Genomic DNA, 17,575 nt, shown 5'->3' with positions numbered 1-17,575 from the left:
TTAGATACATATCATCCGGAAAAAACCGTCTAAAACTCTCTCAACTCAAGGAGAGACGTCATGACGGACACAACATCGCAGTTTGATGGGGTAGCTATCCCCCTGGAAACCACAGAAGAACCCGCATGGACGGCTGCGACCTGGTTCGCCGTTCTTTCCATGGCGGCCACCAGCTTCGCGCTGGTATCGGCCGAATTCCTGCCGGCGGGCCTGTTGACGCCCATGGCGCGCGATCTTGGCATCACAGAAGGCACGGCCGGACAGGTCGTCACCGCCACCGCCTCCGTGGGCGCGGTGACGGCCCTGTTGAGCAATGTTCTGATCGGCAAGCTGAACCGCAAGACAGTGCTTGTCGGTCTTAGCGCGCTGGCGATTGCCTCCAACATTCTGGCATCGGTTGCCGCCGATTTCTGGCTATTGCTCTTGGGCCGGGCCGGGCTGGGTGTTGCACTCAGCGGTTTCTGGGCGCTGTCGGTTGCCGTTGTGGCGCGGCTTGTCGGCGCAAATTCGACCGGGCGCGGCATGGCTATCGTTACCCTCGGCGTTTCGCTTGCCACCATTGCAGCTCCTTCGATGGGCGCCCTGATCAGCGACTGGCTGGGATGGCGCATCGCCATGTCGATGACGGCGGGACTTGCCATAGTTGCCATGCTGCTTCAGATACTCAGCCTGCCGTCGCTGCCGGCAAGTACAAGCAACAGTCTTTCCGATGTCCTTGGATTGACGCGACGCCGCAGCGTTCAGCTCGGTATGCTTGCCATCCTGTTGCTGATGACGGGGCATTTTGCAGGCTCGGTCTATGTGCGTCCCTTCCTCGAAAAGGTCACGCTTCTTGACACCACGCCGATTGCACTCGCCCTGCTCGGATTTGGCGTTGCCTCGGTGATCGGCAATGTCGTCGGCGGCCGGATGGCTGACGCCAGTATCCGCGTTGCTCTCATCGTCACTGCAGCGGTGATGGCATTTGCGACGATCGCCCTCGTTATCTGGGGTGCTCATACGAGTGCGGCTTTTGCTCTCGTCGCACTTTGGGGCCTTGCATTCGGCATGGGACCGGTCGTGCTGCCGACAAACCTCTCCCGTGGTGCACCCGATGCCTTGGAGGCAGCCGGCAGCCTGATGGTGGTATCTTTCCAGGTGGCGATCAGCATTGGCGCGGTGCTCGGCGGTTATATCGTTGACTCCTACGGTGCGACCGCGCCGCTCGCTCTCACCGCCGTCCTTGCCGCATTGACGGTCGCACTCGCCGTCGTGCAGCGTCGCGACTGATCCCTGCCACTCCTGGGCCGCGGGCGACATGACGTCCGCGGCAACCGGATGAGCGGCGAATTTCCGGAGCCGCCACCTGAAACAGGTTAAAAATTGGGGCAGGTCCTGCCTTGCGTCACTCCACCTTTGCGCTACGCTTGAGAACAGGGATTTCTCAATGGAGGGACTGAGGCATGTGCAACAATTGCGTGATCGAGAACGTAAAACGGAACATGCTGTCACGACGCCTGCTGTTCAAGGGCGCCGCGGCCGGTTTAACGGCCATGACGGCGGGCAGCCTGGCGGCGCCGGTGCTGGCGCAATCGCCCCGGCAGGTCGTTGATCTCACCCATACCTATGATTCCACATTTCCCACATTCGATGGCAAACCGGGCATAGAATACGAGTGGGCAGCGGAGATCGCCAAGGACGGCTATCAGCTCCACAAACTCACCATCTACGAACATACCGGCACCCATATCGATGCGCCTTTCCATTTCAGCGCGGATGGCGCGAGCGTCGACCAGTTGGAGCCGCAGAAACTTGTGGCGCCGCTCGTCATCGTCGACATCACCGACCGCGCCAAAGACGATGCCAATTCCACCATTGAAGCCGAAGACATCGAGCGCTGGATATCTGCGAATGGCGACATTCCGGCAGGTGCAATCGTGGCCCTGCGCTCCGGCTGGGCAACCAAAGTGAAGAGCCCCTCATTCCGCAATGACGACGCCGGAAAATTCGCCTTCCCCGGTTTCGGCAAATCGGCGACCGACCTTCTGCTCAAGCTCGATACGGTCGCCATTGGCGTCGACACGCTTTCGCTGGATCCCGGCAACTCCGCAGATTTCGCGGTTCACAATTCCTGGCTGCCGGCGGGGCGCTACGGCATCGAAGGGCTGAACAACCTCGAGGCTCTGCCGGTCAAGGGAGCGACCATAGTTGTCGGCGCGCCGGCACACCGCGGCGGAACGGGCGGCCCGGCCCGGATTCTGGCCCTGGTCTGATACCGGACAGCCCTTCCGTTCACTCATGGATCGATTGGAAAGGCGAATCCTGCCTTGACGCGGTCCATGACGACCATCGTCTTGAACCCCTTGATATCGTGGTTCTCGTAAAAGAACCGGCGGGTGAAGGCCTCGTAGTCTTCCATGTCCTTGGCCGTGATCACCAGGATGAAATCGGCGTCACCCGTCACGTAATAACCGATCATGACCTCCCGCGTGGCGCGAATGGCAGCCTTGAAACGATCGACAATATCGGCCCTTTCTCGCTCCAGCGAGACGAGAACGATCATGGTGATGCCGCGCCCGACGGCCTTGGGCGAAACGATTGCCACATCGGCTTCGATCACCCCCTCATCACGCAGGCGCTTCAACCGACGCTGGCACGCGGTTGGCGACAGGTTGACGATTTTGGCCAACTCTTCCGATGTCAGGCGATTGTTCTTCTGTACGGCGTCAAGCAGTGCCCGGTCGGCTCGGTCAATCTGTGTCATGCGGGATTCCTGCATCTGAATGTCGAACTAAGCATTATTCCTGCGTCGAAGCATGCTTAAACGCCGTCGATCAATCATGCAGCGCAGTTAAGCTTCTGGCAAATGAAAAGGGAACTTGCCGATGGAAGCTATCGCCAGCGCAGCGCTTAAAAACCTTCACCGACCCGAGCTGATCGAGCATCGTGCCTTTCTGGATGGGCAATGGGTGGCGCGTAAGGAGACGCTGGGCGTTGTCGATCCGGCAAGCGGAGATCATCTGCTCGATGTCTCTTCCTGCTCCCTGAACGATGTGGACGCCGCAGTCGAGGCCGCCGGCAGAGCGTTTCTCCGGTGGCGGGACATGCTGCCCGTGGAACGCGGCGATATCCTGCGGGCATGGGGCCGGCTGATGCGTGACAATGCCCGCGACCTCGCTGTTATCATCAGCGCCGAACAGGGAAAGCCGCTTTCGGAATCGCTCGGCGAAATTTCCTATGCCGCCGCCTTTTTGGACTGGTTTGCGAGCGAGTGCGAGAGATCCTATGGCGAGACAATTCCAAGCCACCTAAAAGGCGGCAATCTTTCCGTGCGGATGCAGCCGGTCGGCGTCACGGTGGCCATCACCCCCTGGAACTTTCCCTCCGCCATGATCGCGCGCAAGGCGGGCGCCGCCCTTGCTGCGGGCTGCACGATGATCGTCAAGCCGGCGCCGGAAACACCGCTTTCGGCACTGGCACTGGCAAAACTGGCGCAGGAGGCGGGTATGCCGGCCGGCGTGTTGCAGGTTCTGCCGGGTGAAGCCGCGCTGCTCGCGCGCCGCCTGCTGGAGCATACCGAGGTGCGGGCATTTTCCTTCACCGGCTCGACGGAGGTGGGGCGGCTCCTCCTCACGCAATCGGCAGCGACCATCAAAAAAGCCTCGCTGGAGCTTGGCGGCCACGCACCCTTCATCGTCTTCGCCGATGCGGATCTGTCCCAGACAGTGACGGGCTGCCTCGCCGCCAAATTTGCGACATCGGGACAGGACTGCCTTGCAGCAAACCGCATCTATGTTCAACGCGGGCTTTATGACCGTTTCATTGAGCGGTTTGCCGATGCGACCTCTAGACTGACCGTCGGCCATGGCCTTGAACCCGGTATCGACATCGGGCCGATGACACGACCGTCCGTCGCCGAAAAGTGCCGCCAGCAGATTGCGCAGGCGCTCTCTTCCGGCGCGCGCCTCGTCTGCGGTGGACAGGACAGCCCGCTCGGCGGCAATTTCGTCACCCCCACCGTGTTGGCCGATGTGACTGACGACATGCTGATCGCGCGCGAAGAAACCTTCGGTCCGGTCGCCGCCATCCTGTCATTCGATGACGAGCGGGAGGTGGTCCGCCGCGCCAATGCCACGGAGATGGGGCTTGCGGCCTATGTCTACACCAACGACCTCGGCCGGGCGATGCGCCTGACCGACCAGCTGGAATACGGCATGGTTGCCGTCAACACGCCGAAATTCACCGGCGCGCCAATCCCCTTCGGCGGCTGGAAACAATCCGGCCTAGGCCGCGAGGGCTCGCGTCATGGCCTCATGGAATATCTCGAACCCAAATATGTCTGCTTCGGCAACCTGGCTGCCTGAAAGGAACTCGCCTATGACCATCGACATCAAAAACATCGCGGAAATGGATCGAAATGCGGTTCTGCATCCCTTCACGCAGTTGAAGGATTTCGCCAGCGGCAAACTCGGCGAACCGACCATCGTCGAAACCGGCAAGGGCATCCGCATTCAGGACGCGCATGGCAAGCAGCTGATCGATGGCTTTGCAGGTCTGTATTGCGTCAATGTCGGCTATGGCCGCACCGAGGTGGCGGAGGCCATCTCCCGTCAGGCCTACAGGCTTGCCTACTACCATTCCTACGCCGCCCACACGACGGACGAACTGGCGATCCTGTCCGACCGGCTGGTGCAGATGGCGCCCGGCAAGATGAGCAAGGTCTTTTACGGCATGTCGGGCTCGGACGCCAACGAGACCCAGGCCAAGCTCGTCTGGTATTACAACAACCTGCGCGGCAAGCCGCAGAAGAAAAAAATCATTTCCCGCGAGAGAGGGTATCACGGCTGCAGCGTGGTCTCCGGCTCCATGACCGGCATGAGCTTTTATCACGACCACATGGACCTGCCGCGCGCCGGCGTGCTGCACACCGGCGTTCCGCACCATTACTGGGGTGCGGAAGCCGGTGAAACCGAGCTGGAATTCTCAAAACGCCGCGCCGACGAACTGGAAGCACTCATCCTGCGCGAAGGTCCCGACACAACAGGCGCCTTCATTGCCGAACCGGTGCTTGGCACGGGCGGCATCACGCCGCCGCCGGAAGGCTACTGGCCGGCGATACAGGATGTTCTCAAAAAATACGATGTCCTGCTGATCGCCGATGAGGTGATTACCGGCTTCGGCCGCACGGGCTCCATGTTCGGCTCGCAACATTACGGCATCGAGCCGGATCTGATCACCGTCGCCAAGGGCCTGACTTCGGCCTATTTCCCGCTCTCCGGCGCCATCGTGGGGGAGAAAGTCTACAGGGTGATGGAGGACGGCGCTGATCGCGTCGGCGCATTCTCCCATGGCTACACCTATTCCGGCCACCCCATCGGTGCGGCTGCGGCAAATGCCGTGCTCGACATTGTCGAAAAGGAAGACCTGCCCGGCAATGCGCGTGCGGTCGGCAGCTATTTTCAGGAACAGTTGAAGGCGAAGTTCGCGCAGCTTCCAATCGTCGGCGAAGTGCGAGGCGTGGGCCTGATGGGCGCCATCGAATTCGTGGCGGACCGGGAAAAGAAGACACGTTTTGCCCCCGCCCTCACGGTCGGCGCGCGCGTTTCGAAGGCGGCACGCAACGGGGGACTCATTGCGCGTGCCATGCCGCATGGCGATATTCTGGGCTTTGCACCGCCGCTCGTCACAACGAAGGCGGAGGTGGACGAGATCATCGCCATCGCCGAAGCCGCTGTCCGCAGCGTCATGGATGATCTGGTGCGGGCCGGCGAAAAAATCTGACGCCAGCCTTGGCGTTCAACGGTCACCACTGCTGCCCATTTCGACAGTAATGACATGACAACTGCGCCCATTTGCGGCGCAGTTGTCATCTGCGCTGCATAAGGCTTCATCTTTTCGCAGAAGCGTGCATAATGTCATGAAATTACCTTCGTCAAAAACGAGACAATTTCATGCGTCGTCAAGCCAATCCGCTCAGCTCCGATCCGGTTTCCGCAACCAAACCGGTGGCATGGCGGCCGTCGCTTGCCAAGCAGAAGGGCGAAACCAAACATTCGGCACTGACGGAACGCATCATTGCCGATATCGACGCCGGCGTCCTGAAGCCGATGGACCGCATGCCGACCCACCGCGATCTCGCCCGCGAACTCGGCCTTTCAGTCCAGACCGTCAGTCTTTCCTACAAGGAGGCCGAGCGGCTGGGTTATCTCAGCGGCGAAATCGGCCGCGGCACTTTCGTAAAGACACGGGTGACGGACCGGGCGGGACGCATGATGCTCGATCACAGCCCGACCGAGGTGCTCGATCTATCGATTATCCGCGGCGTTTATCTCGACGACCATGAAAACGCCTCGCGCGCCATCCTTCGCGAATTGGCCGATGGTGACAATTCGGGCTTCATGCGCCCCTGCCGGCCGGTCGCGGGCCTCGACAGCCATCGCGAAACCGCACGGATCTGGCTTGGCATGATGGGCGTGACCGCCGGCGCGGAGCGTATTCTTGTCACCAACGGTGCTGCGCACGGCATTTTCCTTGCCTTGAGCTGCATTATCCGCTCGAACGACGTGGTTCTCTGCGAAAACCTCACCGACCACGGCATTATCGGCCTGTCGAACATTCTGGGCTTCAGCCTCAAGGGCCTGCCGACCGACGAAGAGGGCATTCTGCCGGACGCGCTCGAGGCCGCCTGTGCAGCCGGCGGTGTCAGGGCGCTGGTGCTCATTCCCACCCTCAACAATCCCACCGGGCATGTGTCGGGTGCGGAGCGCAGGCGGGCGATTGCGGCGATTGCCGAACGGTACGGCGTCTTTGTCATTGAGGACGAAGTTTATCGCCCGATCATCGAGGATGACCTGCCATCCATCACCGAAATGCTGCCTGATCTGGGCTTTTTCGTCACCAGCTTTACCAAGACGGTGCTGACCGGGCTACGCGTCGGTTATCTCGTCGTGCCGCCCGCCTACTCCATCCGCGCCGCCTCTATCCTGCGTGTATCGAGCTGGAGCGGCACCTATCTCACGGCCGAAATCGCCACGCGCTGGGTCGAAAACGGCACCGCAGGGCGGCTGCTGGATGTCCAGCGCGCCGAAGTGCGTGCGCGGCAAAAGATCGCCACGGACATATTGGGCGACCATATCGCCTCGACCCACCCCCTCTCCTTCTGCGCCTGGCTGAAGGTTCCACCGCGCTGGACGGAGGACGGCCTGGTGCGCGCGCTCACAAACCAGAACGTCGCGGTCACGCCGTCGGAACCATTCATTGCCGGTCCCGGCCATGGCGGCGGCATCCGCATATGCCTCGGCGGCCGCCTCAATCACTCAAGCCTCGTCAAGGCCTTGACCACCGTGCGGCAGACCTTCGAGCAACTGCCGCCTGTCTACGATATCGGTTCAATCGGCTGAGGCGGCCGCCCGAAAATCATTGAATCATTACAATATAATAATTGACATGATTTTACTTCGCTCTCAACATGACAATCATGAAGAGCGAAAACCTGTCCATATCCGCCGACAAAACCCTGCTTCCGGTCTCGCTGGCCGCGATAGAGCAGGCGGCTGCGCGGCTTGCCGGACAGGTGGAGCGAACACCTTTGGTTCGCTCGGACAATCTGTCCGAACGCTGTGGTTCTCCCGTTCATCTGAAACTTGAAACCCTTCAGCCCATCGGCGCCTTCAAACTGCGCGGCGCGATGAACGCTATCCTCTCGCTTGACGATGAGGCACGCAGGCGTGGCCTCGTCACGGCCTCGACCGGCAATCATGGCCGCGCCGTGGCCTATGCGGCCCGCAAGCTCGGAATTCCCGCCACGATCTGCATGTCGGCACTCGTGCCGGCGAACAAGGTTGAGGCGATCCGCGCGCTCGGTGCGGAGATCCGGATCGTCGGCAGGTCACAGGATGACGCGCAGGAGGAAGCGGAGCGCCTGACCAAGAGTCTCGGCCTGACCGCAATCCCACCATTCGATGATGCTGACGTTGTGGCCGGCCAGGGCACGATCGGTCTCGAGCTTGTCGAAGACATGCCTGAACTGGCGACGGTGCTCGTTCCTCTTTCCGGCGGCGGCCTTGCGGGCGGTATCGCCGTTGCGGTGAAGGCGCTGAAGCCACGGGCACGGGTCATCGGCATTTCCATGGAGCGGGGTGCGGCCATGCAGGCGTCGGTCGCAGCCGGCCGGCCCGTCACCGTCCGGGAAGAAGAAACGCTGGCGGATTCGCTGGGCGGCGGGATTGGACTAGAGAACCGCGTGACATTCGCGCTTTGCCAGACGCTTCTCGATGAGATCGTGCTGGTTTCCGAAGATGAGATCGCAGCCGGCATCCGCCATGCGGCGCGCGAAGAAGGTTTGACGGTGGAGGGTGCGGGTGCCGTTGGTTTCGCTGCCATCCTGTCCGGCAAGATCGACATCAGCGGCCCGACCGCCATCATCGTGTCGGGCGGAAACATCGATCCGGCGATCCACAGAACAATCATCGACGGGGGAGCCGCATGAGCCGCATCACCATCCTGACCGAAAAAGATCTGCGCGGTGTCATCCAGCTCGACCTTTCCGCTGTCGACTGCGTGGAGCGGGCCTTTGCGGCGCTCGCAACGCAAGCCGTTGCCATGCCGCCGATCCTGCGGCTCGATATTCCGGAATTTCGCGGCGAAGTGGATGTGAAGACCGCCTATGTCCCGGGCTTTGACGGTTTCGCCATCAAGGTCAGCCCCGGTTTTTTCGACAATCCGAAACTCGGTCTGCCCAGCCTCAATGGCCTGATGATCCTCTTCAGTGCGAAGACCGGACTGGTGGAGGCCCTTCTCCTCGACAATGGCTATCTTACCGATGTGCGGACCGCCGCAGCCGGTGCTGTCGCGGCGCGGCATCTGGCCCGCAAAGACGCGTCCGTCGCCGCGATATTCGGGGCGGGCATGCAGGCCCGCTTGCAGCTTGAAGCCCTGATGCTGGTGCGCCCGATTAGATCGGCACGGATATGGGCACGCGACCATGACAAGGCCAAGAGACTTGCGGGCGATTTCGCCAGCGAACACGGCATCGAAGTCACCGCCATGGCCGATCCGCAGGCCGCCGCGCGGGGTGCCGATATCATCGTGACAACGACACCCGCCGAAAGCCCGATCCTCTTTGCCGACTGTCTGGAAGAAGGCCAGCATCTGACAGCCATGGGATCGGATGCCGAACACAAGAACGAGATCGATCCGGCCGTATTCGCCAGAGCACATTATGTCGCGGACCGCATCTCGCAGACCCGCATTCTCGGTGAGTTGCGTCACGCCATCGCCGCCGGCCACGCCGCGTCGAATCAGCACTTCGCCGAACTTGGGGACGTCATTGCCGGCAAGGTGCAGGGCCGCATGTCGAGCAAGGACATCACCTTTGCCGATCTGACCGGCACCGGCGTGCAGGACACGGCTATCGCCAATCTCGCCTTTGCCCGCGCAAAGGAAGCCAAGAGCGGTCAAACAATCGAAAACAGAGTAAAAATGGGAGACGCAGCGTGAGCGTAACGCTGAACTTTACGCGCGAGGAATATGCCGCGCGCCTGTCCAAAACACGTAAAGCCATGGAAAAGGCCGGGCTCGATCTTCTGGTCGTCACCGACCCGTCCAACATGCATTGGCTGACCGGCTATGACGGCTGGTCCTTCTATGTGCATCAATGCGTGCTGGTGCCGCCGGAAGGCGAGCCGATCTGGTACGGCCGCAAGCAGGATGCCAACGGCGCCAGACGCACAGCCTATCTCGCCCACGACAATATCATCGGCTATCCGGATCACTACGTTCAATCGACCGAACGGCACCCGATGGATCTGTTGTCTGAGATCATCGAGGAGCGCGGCTGGTCTGGCCTGACGGTCGGTGTCGAGATGGATAATTATTATTTCTCGGCAGCCGCCTTTGCCTCTCTGCAGAAACATCTGCCAAACGCCCGTTTCAAGGATGCCGCCGGTCTCGTGAATTGGCAGCGCGCGGTGAAAAGCCCGACCGAACTCGACTATATGCGCAAGGCCGGCAAAATCGTCGAGCTGATGCACAAGCGTATCGTCGATGTCGTTGAGCCGGGCATGCGCAAATGCGATCTCGTGGCCGAAATATACGATGCCGGCATTCGTGGAACTGCCGAATTCGGCGGCGACTATCCCGCCATCGTGCCGCTGCTTCCTTCGGGTGCCGATGCCTCCGCCCCACATCTGACATGGGACGACAAGCCGATGCGCTCAGGCGAAGGTACTTTCTTCGAAATCGCCGGCGCTTACCGCCGTTATCATTGCCCGCTGTCGCGCACCGTCTTTCTCGGCAAGCCAACACAGGCGTTTCTCGATGCGGAAAAAGCGACGCTTGAGGGCATGGAAGCCGGTCTTTCCGCCGCAAAGCCGGGCAACACCTGCGAGGACATCGCCAATGCCTTCTTCGCCGTCCTGAAAAAATACGGGATCATCAAGGACAACCGCACCGGCTATCCCATCGGCCTCTCCTATCCGCCGGACTGGGGCGAGCGCACCATGAGCCTTCGCCCCGGCGACCGCACGGAGCTGAAGCCCGGCATGACATTCCATTTCATGACCGGTCTCTGGCTGGAAGACATGGGCCTTGAAATCACCGAAAGCATCGCCATCACCGAAGCCGGTGTCGAATGCCTTTCCAATGTGCCGCGGCAACTGTTCGTGAAAGGCTGAGACGATGTTGAAGACCGCGCTTCGCCCCTCGCCGATCGCGCCCACCGTCGATTTTGACGCGAAGGGCGTGCAGCACGGTCATCTGCGGCTGCCATACAGCCGCGATGACAGCGCCTGGGGTTCGGTGATGATCCCGATCTGCGTCATCGCCAATGGCGAAGGGCCGACAGCCCTTTTGACCGGCGCCAATCATGGCGACGAATATGAGGGACCGGCAGCACTTTTCGAACTCGCCCACACGCTTGATCCGGCAGACGTGAACGGGCGCGTCATCATCGTGCCGGCGCTCAACTATCCGGCCTTTCGTGCGGGAACACGCACCTCGCCCATCGACCGGGGAAACCTGAACCGCAGCTTTCCCGGCCGCCCTGACGGCACGGTGACGGAGAAGATCGCCGACTACGTGACCCGCCATCTGATACCGCTCGCGGATATCGTCCTCGATTTCCATTCCGGCGGCAGGACGCTTGATTTCCTGCCCTACGCCGCAGCCCACGATTTGCCCGACAAGACGCAGGAGGCCCGGTGTTTTGAAGCGGTAGCCGCTTTTGCCGCCCCCTATTCGATGAAGATGCTGGAAATCGATGCCGTCGGTATGCTCGACACAACGGTCGAGGAGATGGGCAAAGTCTTTGTCACGACCGAACTTGGCGGAGCCGGCACGGCGAGCGCAAGATCGATCGACATCGCCCGGAAAGGCACCGTCAATCTGCTGCGCCATGCCGGCATCCTCGCCGGCGCACCGGCACCTGCGCCAAGCCGCTGGCTGGATATGCCATCCAGCGATTGCTTCACCTTTGCCGAAGACGACGGGCTTGTCGCCTTTGTCCGCGATCTGGGAGACGCGGTCACGGCAGGTGAAACAATCGCCCGGGTTTATCCTGTCGGCAAAACCGGCCTCGCGCCGGTCGATTACCGCGCCTCCATCAATGGCGTGCTTGCCGCGCGCCATGTTCCCGGCCTCATCAAGGCCGGCGACTGCCTTTCCGTCATCGCCACGGTCACGGAGAATATCTAGCCACAAGAAACATCGTGAGATCCAAAAACGGACCGCGCAACCCAACCAGAGGAGTAAGAACATGCACATTGCCAGACTTGCCGGGCTTTCCGCCCTCGCGCTTACTATCGGCGTGACGTCCGCCAGCGCCCTGACAGTCGAGGAAGTAAAAAGCCAGGGCTATATCCGCGCCGCAACGGCCAATGAAGTGCCCTATTCCTACATGCAGCCAGACGGCACCTCCGCCGGCATCGGCCCCGATGTGGCCAATGCGGTTCTGAAATCGATGGGTATCGAGGAGGTCAACTGGACGGTGACGCCCTTCGGCACGCTGATCCCCGGCCTCAAGGCCCGTCGCTTCGATTTCGCGGCCGCCGAACAGAACATCTCGCCCGAGCGCTGCAAGCAGGTCGCCTTCACCGAACCGAACTCGTCCTATGGCGAAGGCCTGCTGGTGAAGAAGGGCAATCCGAAAAAGCTGACCACCTATGCCGATATCGCCAAGGACCCCTCGCTGAAGGTAGCGGTCGTGTCGGGCGCCAACAATGTCGACTTCCTGCGGGCGGTTGGCGTCAAGGAAGAGCAGATCGTCTTCATCCCCGCCAATGCCGATGCCATTCCGACCGTCCAGAGCCGCGCCGATGCTTATGCAGCGACGGAGCTGACTGTTTCGGAACTCGCCAAGGGACAAGCCAATGTCGAGCAGGTCGAGCCTTTCACCGACCCCGTCGTGAAGGATGCGCCGGTGCGTAATTACGGGGGTTTTGCCTTCCGGCCGGAAGACAAGGAGCTGCGTGACGCCTTCAACGCCGCACTCGTCGAATTCCGCAAGACCGACGATTACAAGAAAATCCTCGCCAAATACGGCCTCTCCGAACAGAGTATTGCGGCGGCGGCCGAAAAGAAGGTCGCCGATCTCTGCGCCGGCAAATAATGCCAGCCGGCGCCCGGCCATAACCGGGCGCCGTTCCTCGGAAACTCGGGAAAACGCCAGATGGACATGACCGCCTATTTGCCGATGTTGTGGCAAGGCGCCGTCGTCACCATGACGATTACGCTCGCAGCCCTTGTCGTCGGCACGGTGCTCGCCTTTTTCTTCGGCATTCTGCGCGTCGAGGGTGGACCGATCCTGTCGACCATCGCGCTTTGTTACACGGAAGTGTTCCGCGGCACCTCGCTGCTGGTGCAGCTTTTCTGGTTTTATTATGCCCTGCCGCTGGTCGGGCTGAGCTTCGATCCGATTACCACCGGCGTGCTGGTGCTTGCCGCCCATGCCGGCGGTTATGGCGCCGAGATCGTGCGCGGCGCGCTGTCTTCCGTTTCGGTGCAGCAGCTGGAAGCCGCACGCGCGCTGAATTTCACACGGATGCAGACGCTGTTTCGCATTTCCTTGCCGCAGGCCGTTGTCGAGATGATGCCGGCCTTCGGCAATCTCGCCATCGAAACGCTGAAGCTTTCATCGCTTGTGTCGCTTATCTCGATTGCCGATCTCACCTTTGCCGCGCAGTCGATCCGCAACCTGACGCTGGATAGCGCCAGCATCTATTCGATCACGCTGCTTTGTTATTTCGCGATGTCGCTGATCCTGATGGTCGTCATCCGGGTGATCGAACGCTTCGTGCGGCGCGGCAACGTCTTCCCGCGCACCCGCCATTCGTAAGGATATCTGCTCATGATGTATGGTTACGAATGGGACACAACCACCTGGCTCACCTACACGACCTCCATCCTGCCGATCATCCTGATCGGGCTTACGGTGACACTGAAGGCCGCCGCCGCCGGCTTTGCCATCGCGCTGGTTCTGGGGCTCGTCTTCGCGCTGCTGCGCCGCAGCCGTGTCAGGATGATCTCCTGGCCGACCGCGCTGGTTGTCGAGTTCCTGCGCGATACGCCGCTTCTGGTGCAGCTGTTCTTTCTCTATTACGTGCTTCCGGATTTCGGCATTGTTCTGCCGGCGTTTCTCACCGGCGCGCTGGCGCTCGGCCTGCAATATGCCGCCTATACGTCCGAGGTCTATCGCGGCGGCATAGAGGCAGTGCATCACGGGCAATGGGAAGCGGCGACGGCGCTTAATCTCACACGCATGCAGACCTATCGGGATATCATCATCCCGCAGGCCATTCCGCGCATCGTTCCGGCCATGGGCAACTATCTGGTTGCCATGATCAAGGAAACGCCGGTGCTTTCCGTCGTCACGGTTCTGGAGATGATGGGGCTTGCCAATATGATCGGCGAGCGCACCTTCGAATATCTGGTGCCGCTGACGCTTGTGGGCCTGATCTTCCTCCTTCTGACCATAATCTGCTCGGCAGGCCTCAGCCGCCTGCAAAGGGCACTTCCAAAAGCAGGAATACCCTTGCGATGACCAACAACACGAACCAGCCACTGATCGAATTTTCCGATGTCACGAAACGCTTCGGCATTCTGACGGTGCTCGACCAGTTCAATTTCAGCGTGGCGAAGGGCGAAAAAGTCACCCTCATCGGTCCTTCCGGCTCCGGCAAATCAACAGTTCTGCGCATTCTCATGACGCTGGAACCGTTCCAGGAGGGAAAGCTGACCCTTGCGGATATGTCCTACCATGAGCCAGGCGGCAAAGGACCATTCAAGGCCTCGGAAAAACATCTGCGCCAGATCCGCAACCACGTCGGCATGGTGTTCCAGAGCTTCAATCTCTTTCCCCATATGACCGTCCTTCGCAATATCGTAGAGGCACCGGTGCGGGTTCTGGGCATCGGCCGGGCAGAGGCGGAGGCGCGCGCAATCGAATTGCTGAAGATGGTCGGGCTGGCGGATAAAAAGGACCATTATCCGGTGCAGCTTTCCGGTGGGCAGCAGCAGCGTGTCGCCATTGCCCGCTCGCTTGCCATGCGTCCGCGTGTCCTGCTTTTCGATGAGCCGACCTCGGCGCTCGACCCGCAACTGGTCGGCGAAGTGCTGTCCGTCATCCGCGACCTGGCCCATGAGCATGACCTGACAATGCTTCTTGTCACCCACGAAATGCGCTTTGCACGGGAAGTCTCGGACCGCGTGTGTTTCTTCGATAAGGGCCGCATCTGCGAACAGGGAAAACCGGACGAGATTTTTGGCCAGCCGAAAGAAGACCGCACACGCGAATTTCTGGCTTCCGTCTTACGGTGACCTTGGTGCAATCAGTCGGCAGGGCTGGACAGAACCTTTCCGTCCCTGCCCTGCACGATATCATGCGACGGAACCGGTGGAGCATCGGCAGCCGGCAGGGGCGGGATTATCAACCACGCGCCGGGATAGTCGTTGCGAAGATGCCGGGGATTGTAACGAATACTGGTTCCGGCGGCATGGTGAAGCGTCCCGAGCGTTGCGTCTTTTGACAGGACACCTCTCTTGATCTCGTGGAGTTTTCGCTCGCCATCAAGGGCAAGCGTTGCCTCGGAAAGATCGAACCTGTCGATGTGAACGGTCTCGCCCTGCGCCGTATCGAGAACCCATCGATCGGAATCGACGAAGCCATCAATATAGACATTGCCGGTGGAGGCACGCAGGGACGTGCCTTTAGGCAGGGTGATGCCGTCGACAACATTGCCATCGGAAAGAGTGCAGTTGCTGAAGGCGGAGATGCCGCCATCGGGCGAAAGATCGAATTCCACCGGTTGCGTCGCATCGCAGCGCCAGCCGTTCTGGCTGGTCACGCCGTTGCCGGTGATCCGCATAGTCTGCGGGGTAAAGCCCACCGTTTCATAATTATCGTTGGTTTTTATCGAGATATAACGGGCGATTTCGACGGCATCGATATCCGCCACCCGCACCGCATGCGGAAACACGGCCCGGTCGAAGGCTTCCCTGTTATTGGCAATTGCCAGTTCGAGTTTGGTGCCCTTGGGCATATCGATCTGGCCAAGACGCGCCGGCTCGAGCAGTTCCGGCCGATGGCTTGCCTTCCTCTCTTTGTCGTAGGCGCGCATCTGCAGATAAAAATCACCGAACCGAAAGAGGGTGAAAAGCGCGACGGTGGTTACCAGTCCATAGGGCAGGATCATCGGGCGTTTCCAGCGGCCTGCCACATATCGTACGAACAGCAGGAACGTCCAGACGATCCATACGAAGGTCGTGATGAACAAGAAGGCAAGGAGAAGCAACGCTTCGACGGACGGGAGTGCGACAGGGATCATGCAAACCAATGGTCTTGGGCGGATCGTATTGATCCCGAAGAGACATCAGTGCTTTAGCCCACAAGCGGTTATCTTTTCAACTCGGCGATTGCGGGCGAACATGGCAGTCGCTGCCCGGGCGACAGATGGCCGCCGCCCGGTCAATGCGCTTATCAGCCATCAGCCGCCAAGCACGAAACGGGAAAATGCCAGGGCATTGCGGGCATCCTCGTCCATTTTCGCGAGGTCGGCGCCGCCGCTGAGATCGCGCCACACCTTGATGTCGGAGCCGATCGTGCCGCCCGTCTTGACGAAAGGCTCCATGACGACCGCGCCGGTGTAATTGATATCGCGAAGGGCGAGGCCGATTTCGTGCCAGGGCATCCTGCCCTTGCCCGGTACGCGGCGATTGCTCTCGCCGGTATGGAAATGCCCCAGCAACGGGCCGGCCGTGCGGATGGCCTCACCAAAGCTGTCTTCCTCGATGTTCATGTGGAAGGTGTCCAGCATGACTTTCACGTTGTTCTTGCCGACATCCTTCACAAAAGCGACGCCCTCGGCCGCCGTGTTGAGAACGTGGTTTTCGAAGCGGTTGAGGACTTCGATGCACAGGTTGATGCCGAGATCATTGGCGAAATCGGCAATGCCGTGAATGCCCTCGACGCCGCGCGCATAATCGCCCGCCTTGTCGACCGGCTGCGAATAATCGATTGGCCAATAGGAATGCAACGCGCCGCCGATGGTGTGGATGTCTAGCTTGGCGACATTGGTAAGGGTGCGTTCAAAGAACGCCTTGCCGGCTGCACGAACCGCGGCATCCTCTGACGACAGGTTCTTCGTTTTCGAAGGGCCGATGCCGGCGGTGAGGATGATGCCGTTATCCTTTGCGCTCTGCCTGATGACGGCGAGTTCGGCGTCGCTGTATTCATTGATGTGGTGGGCGGCGACTTCGATGATATCGAAACCGAGCTTGGCGACCTTCTCGATATAGGGGCCGAACTTGGCGCTCCACTCATGTTCCCAGTAGGAGTAATAGATGCCGTGTTTCATGGAGGTCTCTTTCGCTTTTCTGTTTCGCTTGACTTTGGATAGGGAGGCGCAGCCCTTCAGGAAGGTTCAGGACGCGGGACTGCTTCCCGGATTTCCGATGCGAATATCCGGCTCCATGCTTGTGGACGTGATGAAGCGGCCATTGGGGAGATCGTTTTCCTCCACCTTCCGGTTGATCTCGTCCTCGCCGAGACCGAAGCTTCGCCAGCGGTCCCGCAGCCGCGCACGCAGATCGTCTTCGTCGACATCAACGAAAATCGTGAGATCGAAGATCGGCTTGAGGCGATCCCAAGGCGACTGGCCGGCGAGGAGATAATTGCCTTCGCAGACGATGATATCGACGGATTGCGGGATCAGGCGGCCGCCGGCGCGGGCGATTTCGATGGCGCGGTCAAAGACGGGGACGGCAACGACATCGTCCTCATTGGCCTTCAGGCGCTCAAGCATGTGACGCAGGCCGTGGGCATCGAACGTATCGATGGCGCCCTTGAAGGGACGGCGCTTCATCTCTTCCAGAACGGCATCGTCATAATGAAAACCATCCATAGGAAACAGTGCGGCCGATACGCCTTTGCCTGCGTTCAACGCATCGACCACGCATTCGGCAATGGTTGATTTTCCCGATCCGGGGGCACCGGCAATCGCAATCATCACACGCCGACCCTTCGACCCTTCCAGTCGCTGGAGGGCAAGGCCCGCAATCTCGCGGGCATTATCGTCAATTTTACTCAAGGTGCTTGCCCCGATAA

17 protein-coding genes are annotated in these 17,575 nt (G+C 60.4%); 13 read left to right on the top strand and 4 right to left on the bottom strand.

The genetic code is table 11. The features are described 5' to 3' along the window. The first annotated feature begins 60 nt into the window (after positions 1 to 60). Together ACQZ40_RS19265 and ACQZ40_RS19260 are read left to right on the top strand one after the other, a co-directional pair. Complete coding sequence (locus ACQZ40_RS19265; RefSeq protein WP_065657752.1) at positions 61 to 1,269, top strand: MFS transporter; 1,209 nt, start codon at positions 61 to 63, stop codon at positions 1,267 to 1,269. Positions 1,270 to 1,442: 173 nt separating this feature from the next. Continuing rightward, positions 1,443 to 2,252: a cyclase family protein gene (locus tag ACQZ40_RS19260; RefSeq protein ID WP_125146259.1), complete on the top strand. Its 810-nt coding sequence runs from the start codon at positions 1,443 to 1,445 to the stop codon at positions 2,250 to 2,252. Between the two features lie 23 nt (positions 2,253 to 2,275). Here ACQZ40_RS19260 and ACQZ40_RS19255 read toward each other — a convergent pair whose 3' ends face one another. Continuing rightward, complete coding sequence (locus tag ACQZ40_RS19255; protein ID WP_003521623.1) at positions 2,276 to 2,743, bottom strand: Lrp/AsnC family transcriptional regulator; 468 nt, start codon at positions 2,741 to 2,743, stop codon at positions 2,276 to 2,278. A 121-nt stretch (positions 2,744 to 2,864) separates the two neighbouring features. Between ACQZ40_RS19255 and ACQZ40_RS19250 the strand changes: the two genes are divergently transcribed. The 11 genes from ACQZ40_RS19250 to ehuA all read left to right on the top strand — a co-directional run bounded on the left by ACQZ40_RS19250 (position 2,865) and on the right by ehuA (position 14,790). Continuing rightward, a complete protein-coding gene (locus tag ACQZ40_RS19250) occupies positions 2,865 to 4,343 on the top strand; it encodes an NAD-dependent succinate-semialdehyde dehydrogenase (protein WP_448748485.1) in 1,479 nt (492 codons plus the stop codon). A gap of 13 nt (positions 4,344 to 4,356) precedes the next feature. Further along, positions 4,357 to 5,760 (top strand): aminotransferase, encoded by a 1,404-nt coding sequence (locus ACQZ40_RS19245; RefSeq protein ID WP_448748484.1) that lies wholly within the window; start codon positions 4,357 to 4,359, stop codon positions 5,758 to 5,760. Positions 5,761 to 5,930: 170 nt separating this feature from the next. Continuing rightward, on the top strand, positions 5,931 to 7,379 hold the full coding sequence (gene ehuR, locus ACQZ40_RS19240; protein WP_448748483.1) for a MocR-like ectoine utilization transcription factor EhuR: 1,449 nt from the start codon (positions 5,931 to 5,933) through the stop codon (positions 7,377 to 7,379). Positions 7,380 to 7,447: 68 nt separating this feature from the next. Further along, positions 7,448 to 8,467: a hydroxyectoine utilization dehydratase EutB gene (gene eutB / locus ACQZ40_RS19235; protein ID WP_448748482.1), complete on the top strand. Its 1,020-nt coding sequence runs from the start codon at positions 7,448 to 7,450 to the stop codon at positions 8,465 to 8,467. Continuing rightward, positions 8,464 to 9,477, top strand: coding sequence for an ectoine utilization protein EutC (eutC, locus tag ACQZ40_RS19230; protein ID WP_448748481.1), 1,014 nt, complete (start codon positions 8,464 to 8,466; stop codon positions 9,475 to 9,477). Before eutB ends, eutC begins: the two co-directional genes overlap by 4 nt. Then, positions 9,474 to 10,652 carry an ectoine hydrolase DoeA gene (gene doeA / locus ACQZ40_RS19225; protein ID WP_448748480.1) on the top strand — a complete coding sequence of 393 codons (1,179 nt, stop codon included), beginning with the start codon at positions 9,474 to 9,476 and terminating at the stop codon, positions 10,650 to 10,652. Before eutC ends, doeA begins: the two co-directional genes overlap by 4 nt. Before the next feature lie 4 nt (positions 10,653 to 10,656). Continuing rightward, positions 10,657 to 11,670 (top strand): N(2)-acetyl-L-2,4-diaminobutanoate deacetylase DoeB, encoded by a 1,014-nt coding sequence (gene doeB / locus ACQZ40_RS19220; protein WP_174000787.1) that lies wholly within the window; start codon positions 10,657 to 10,659, stop codon positions 11,668 to 11,670. A gap of 61 nt (positions 11,671 to 11,731) precedes the next feature. Further along, positions 11,732 to 12,583 (top strand): ectoine/hydroxyectoine ABC transporter substrate-binding protein EhuB, encoded by an 852-nt coding sequence (ehuB, locus tag ACQZ40_RS19215; protein ID WP_448748479.1) that lies wholly within the window; start codon positions 11,732 to 11,734, stop codon positions 12,581 to 12,583. Positions 12,584 to 12,643: 60 nt separating this feature from the next. Beyond that, positions 12,644 to 13,309 carry an ectoine/hydroxyectoine ABC transporter permease subunit EhuC gene (gene ehuC / locus ACQZ40_RS19210; protein ID WP_003521633.1) on the top strand — a complete coding sequence of 222 codons (666 nt, stop codon included), beginning with the start codon at positions 12,644 to 12,646 and terminating at the stop codon, positions 13,307 to 13,309. A gap of 12 nt (positions 13,310 to 13,321) precedes the next feature. After that, positions 13,322 to 14,014 (top strand): ectoine/hydroxyectoine ABC transporter permease subunit EhuD, encoded by a 693-nt coding sequence (ehuD, locus tag ACQZ40_RS19205; protein WP_080839336.1) that lies wholly within the window; start codon positions 13,322 to 13,324, stop codon positions 14,012 to 14,014. Beyond that, positions 14,011 to 14,790, top strand: coding sequence for an ectoine/hydroxyectoine ABC transporter ATP-binding protein EhuA (gene ehuA, locus ACQZ40_RS19200; protein WP_065657740.1), 780 nt, complete (start codon positions 14,011 to 14,013; stop codon positions 14,788 to 14,790). Before ehuD ends, ehuA begins: the two co-directional genes overlap by 4 nt. 11 nt (positions 14,791 to 14,801) lie before the next feature. Here ehuA and ACQZ40_RS19195 read toward each other — a convergent pair whose 3' ends face one another. The 3 genes from ACQZ40_RS19195 to ACQZ40_RS19185 all read right to left on the bottom strand — a co-directional run bounded on the left by ACQZ40_RS19195 (position 14,802) and on the right by ACQZ40_RS19185 (position 17,558). Continuing rightward, a complete protein-coding gene (locus ACQZ40_RS19195) occupies positions 14,802 to 15,797 on the bottom strand; it encodes a hypothetical protein (RefSeq protein WP_448748478.1) in 996 nt (331 codons plus the stop codon). A gap of 159 nt (positions 15,798 to 15,956) precedes the next feature. Further along, positions 15,957 to 16,826, bottom strand: coding sequence for a D-psicose 3-epimerase (locus ACQZ40_RS19190; protein WP_065657738.1), 870 nt, complete (start codon positions 16,824 to 16,826; stop codon positions 15,957 to 15,959). A 66-nt stretch (positions 16,827 to 16,892) separates the two neighbouring features. Then, complete coding sequence (locus ACQZ40_RS19185; protein ID WP_448748477.1) at positions 16,893 to 17,558, bottom strand: nucleoside triphosphate hydrolase; 666 nt, start codon at positions 17,556 to 17,558, stop codon at positions 16,893 to 16,895. Between the last annotated feature and the right edge of the window lie 17 nt (positions 17,559 to 17,575).

The organism is Agrobacterium sp. 16-172Ci (assembly GCF_053522725.1).
Note: the sequence above shows the minus strand (reverse complement) of the source record. Positions and strands in the feature narration are given on the sequence as shown.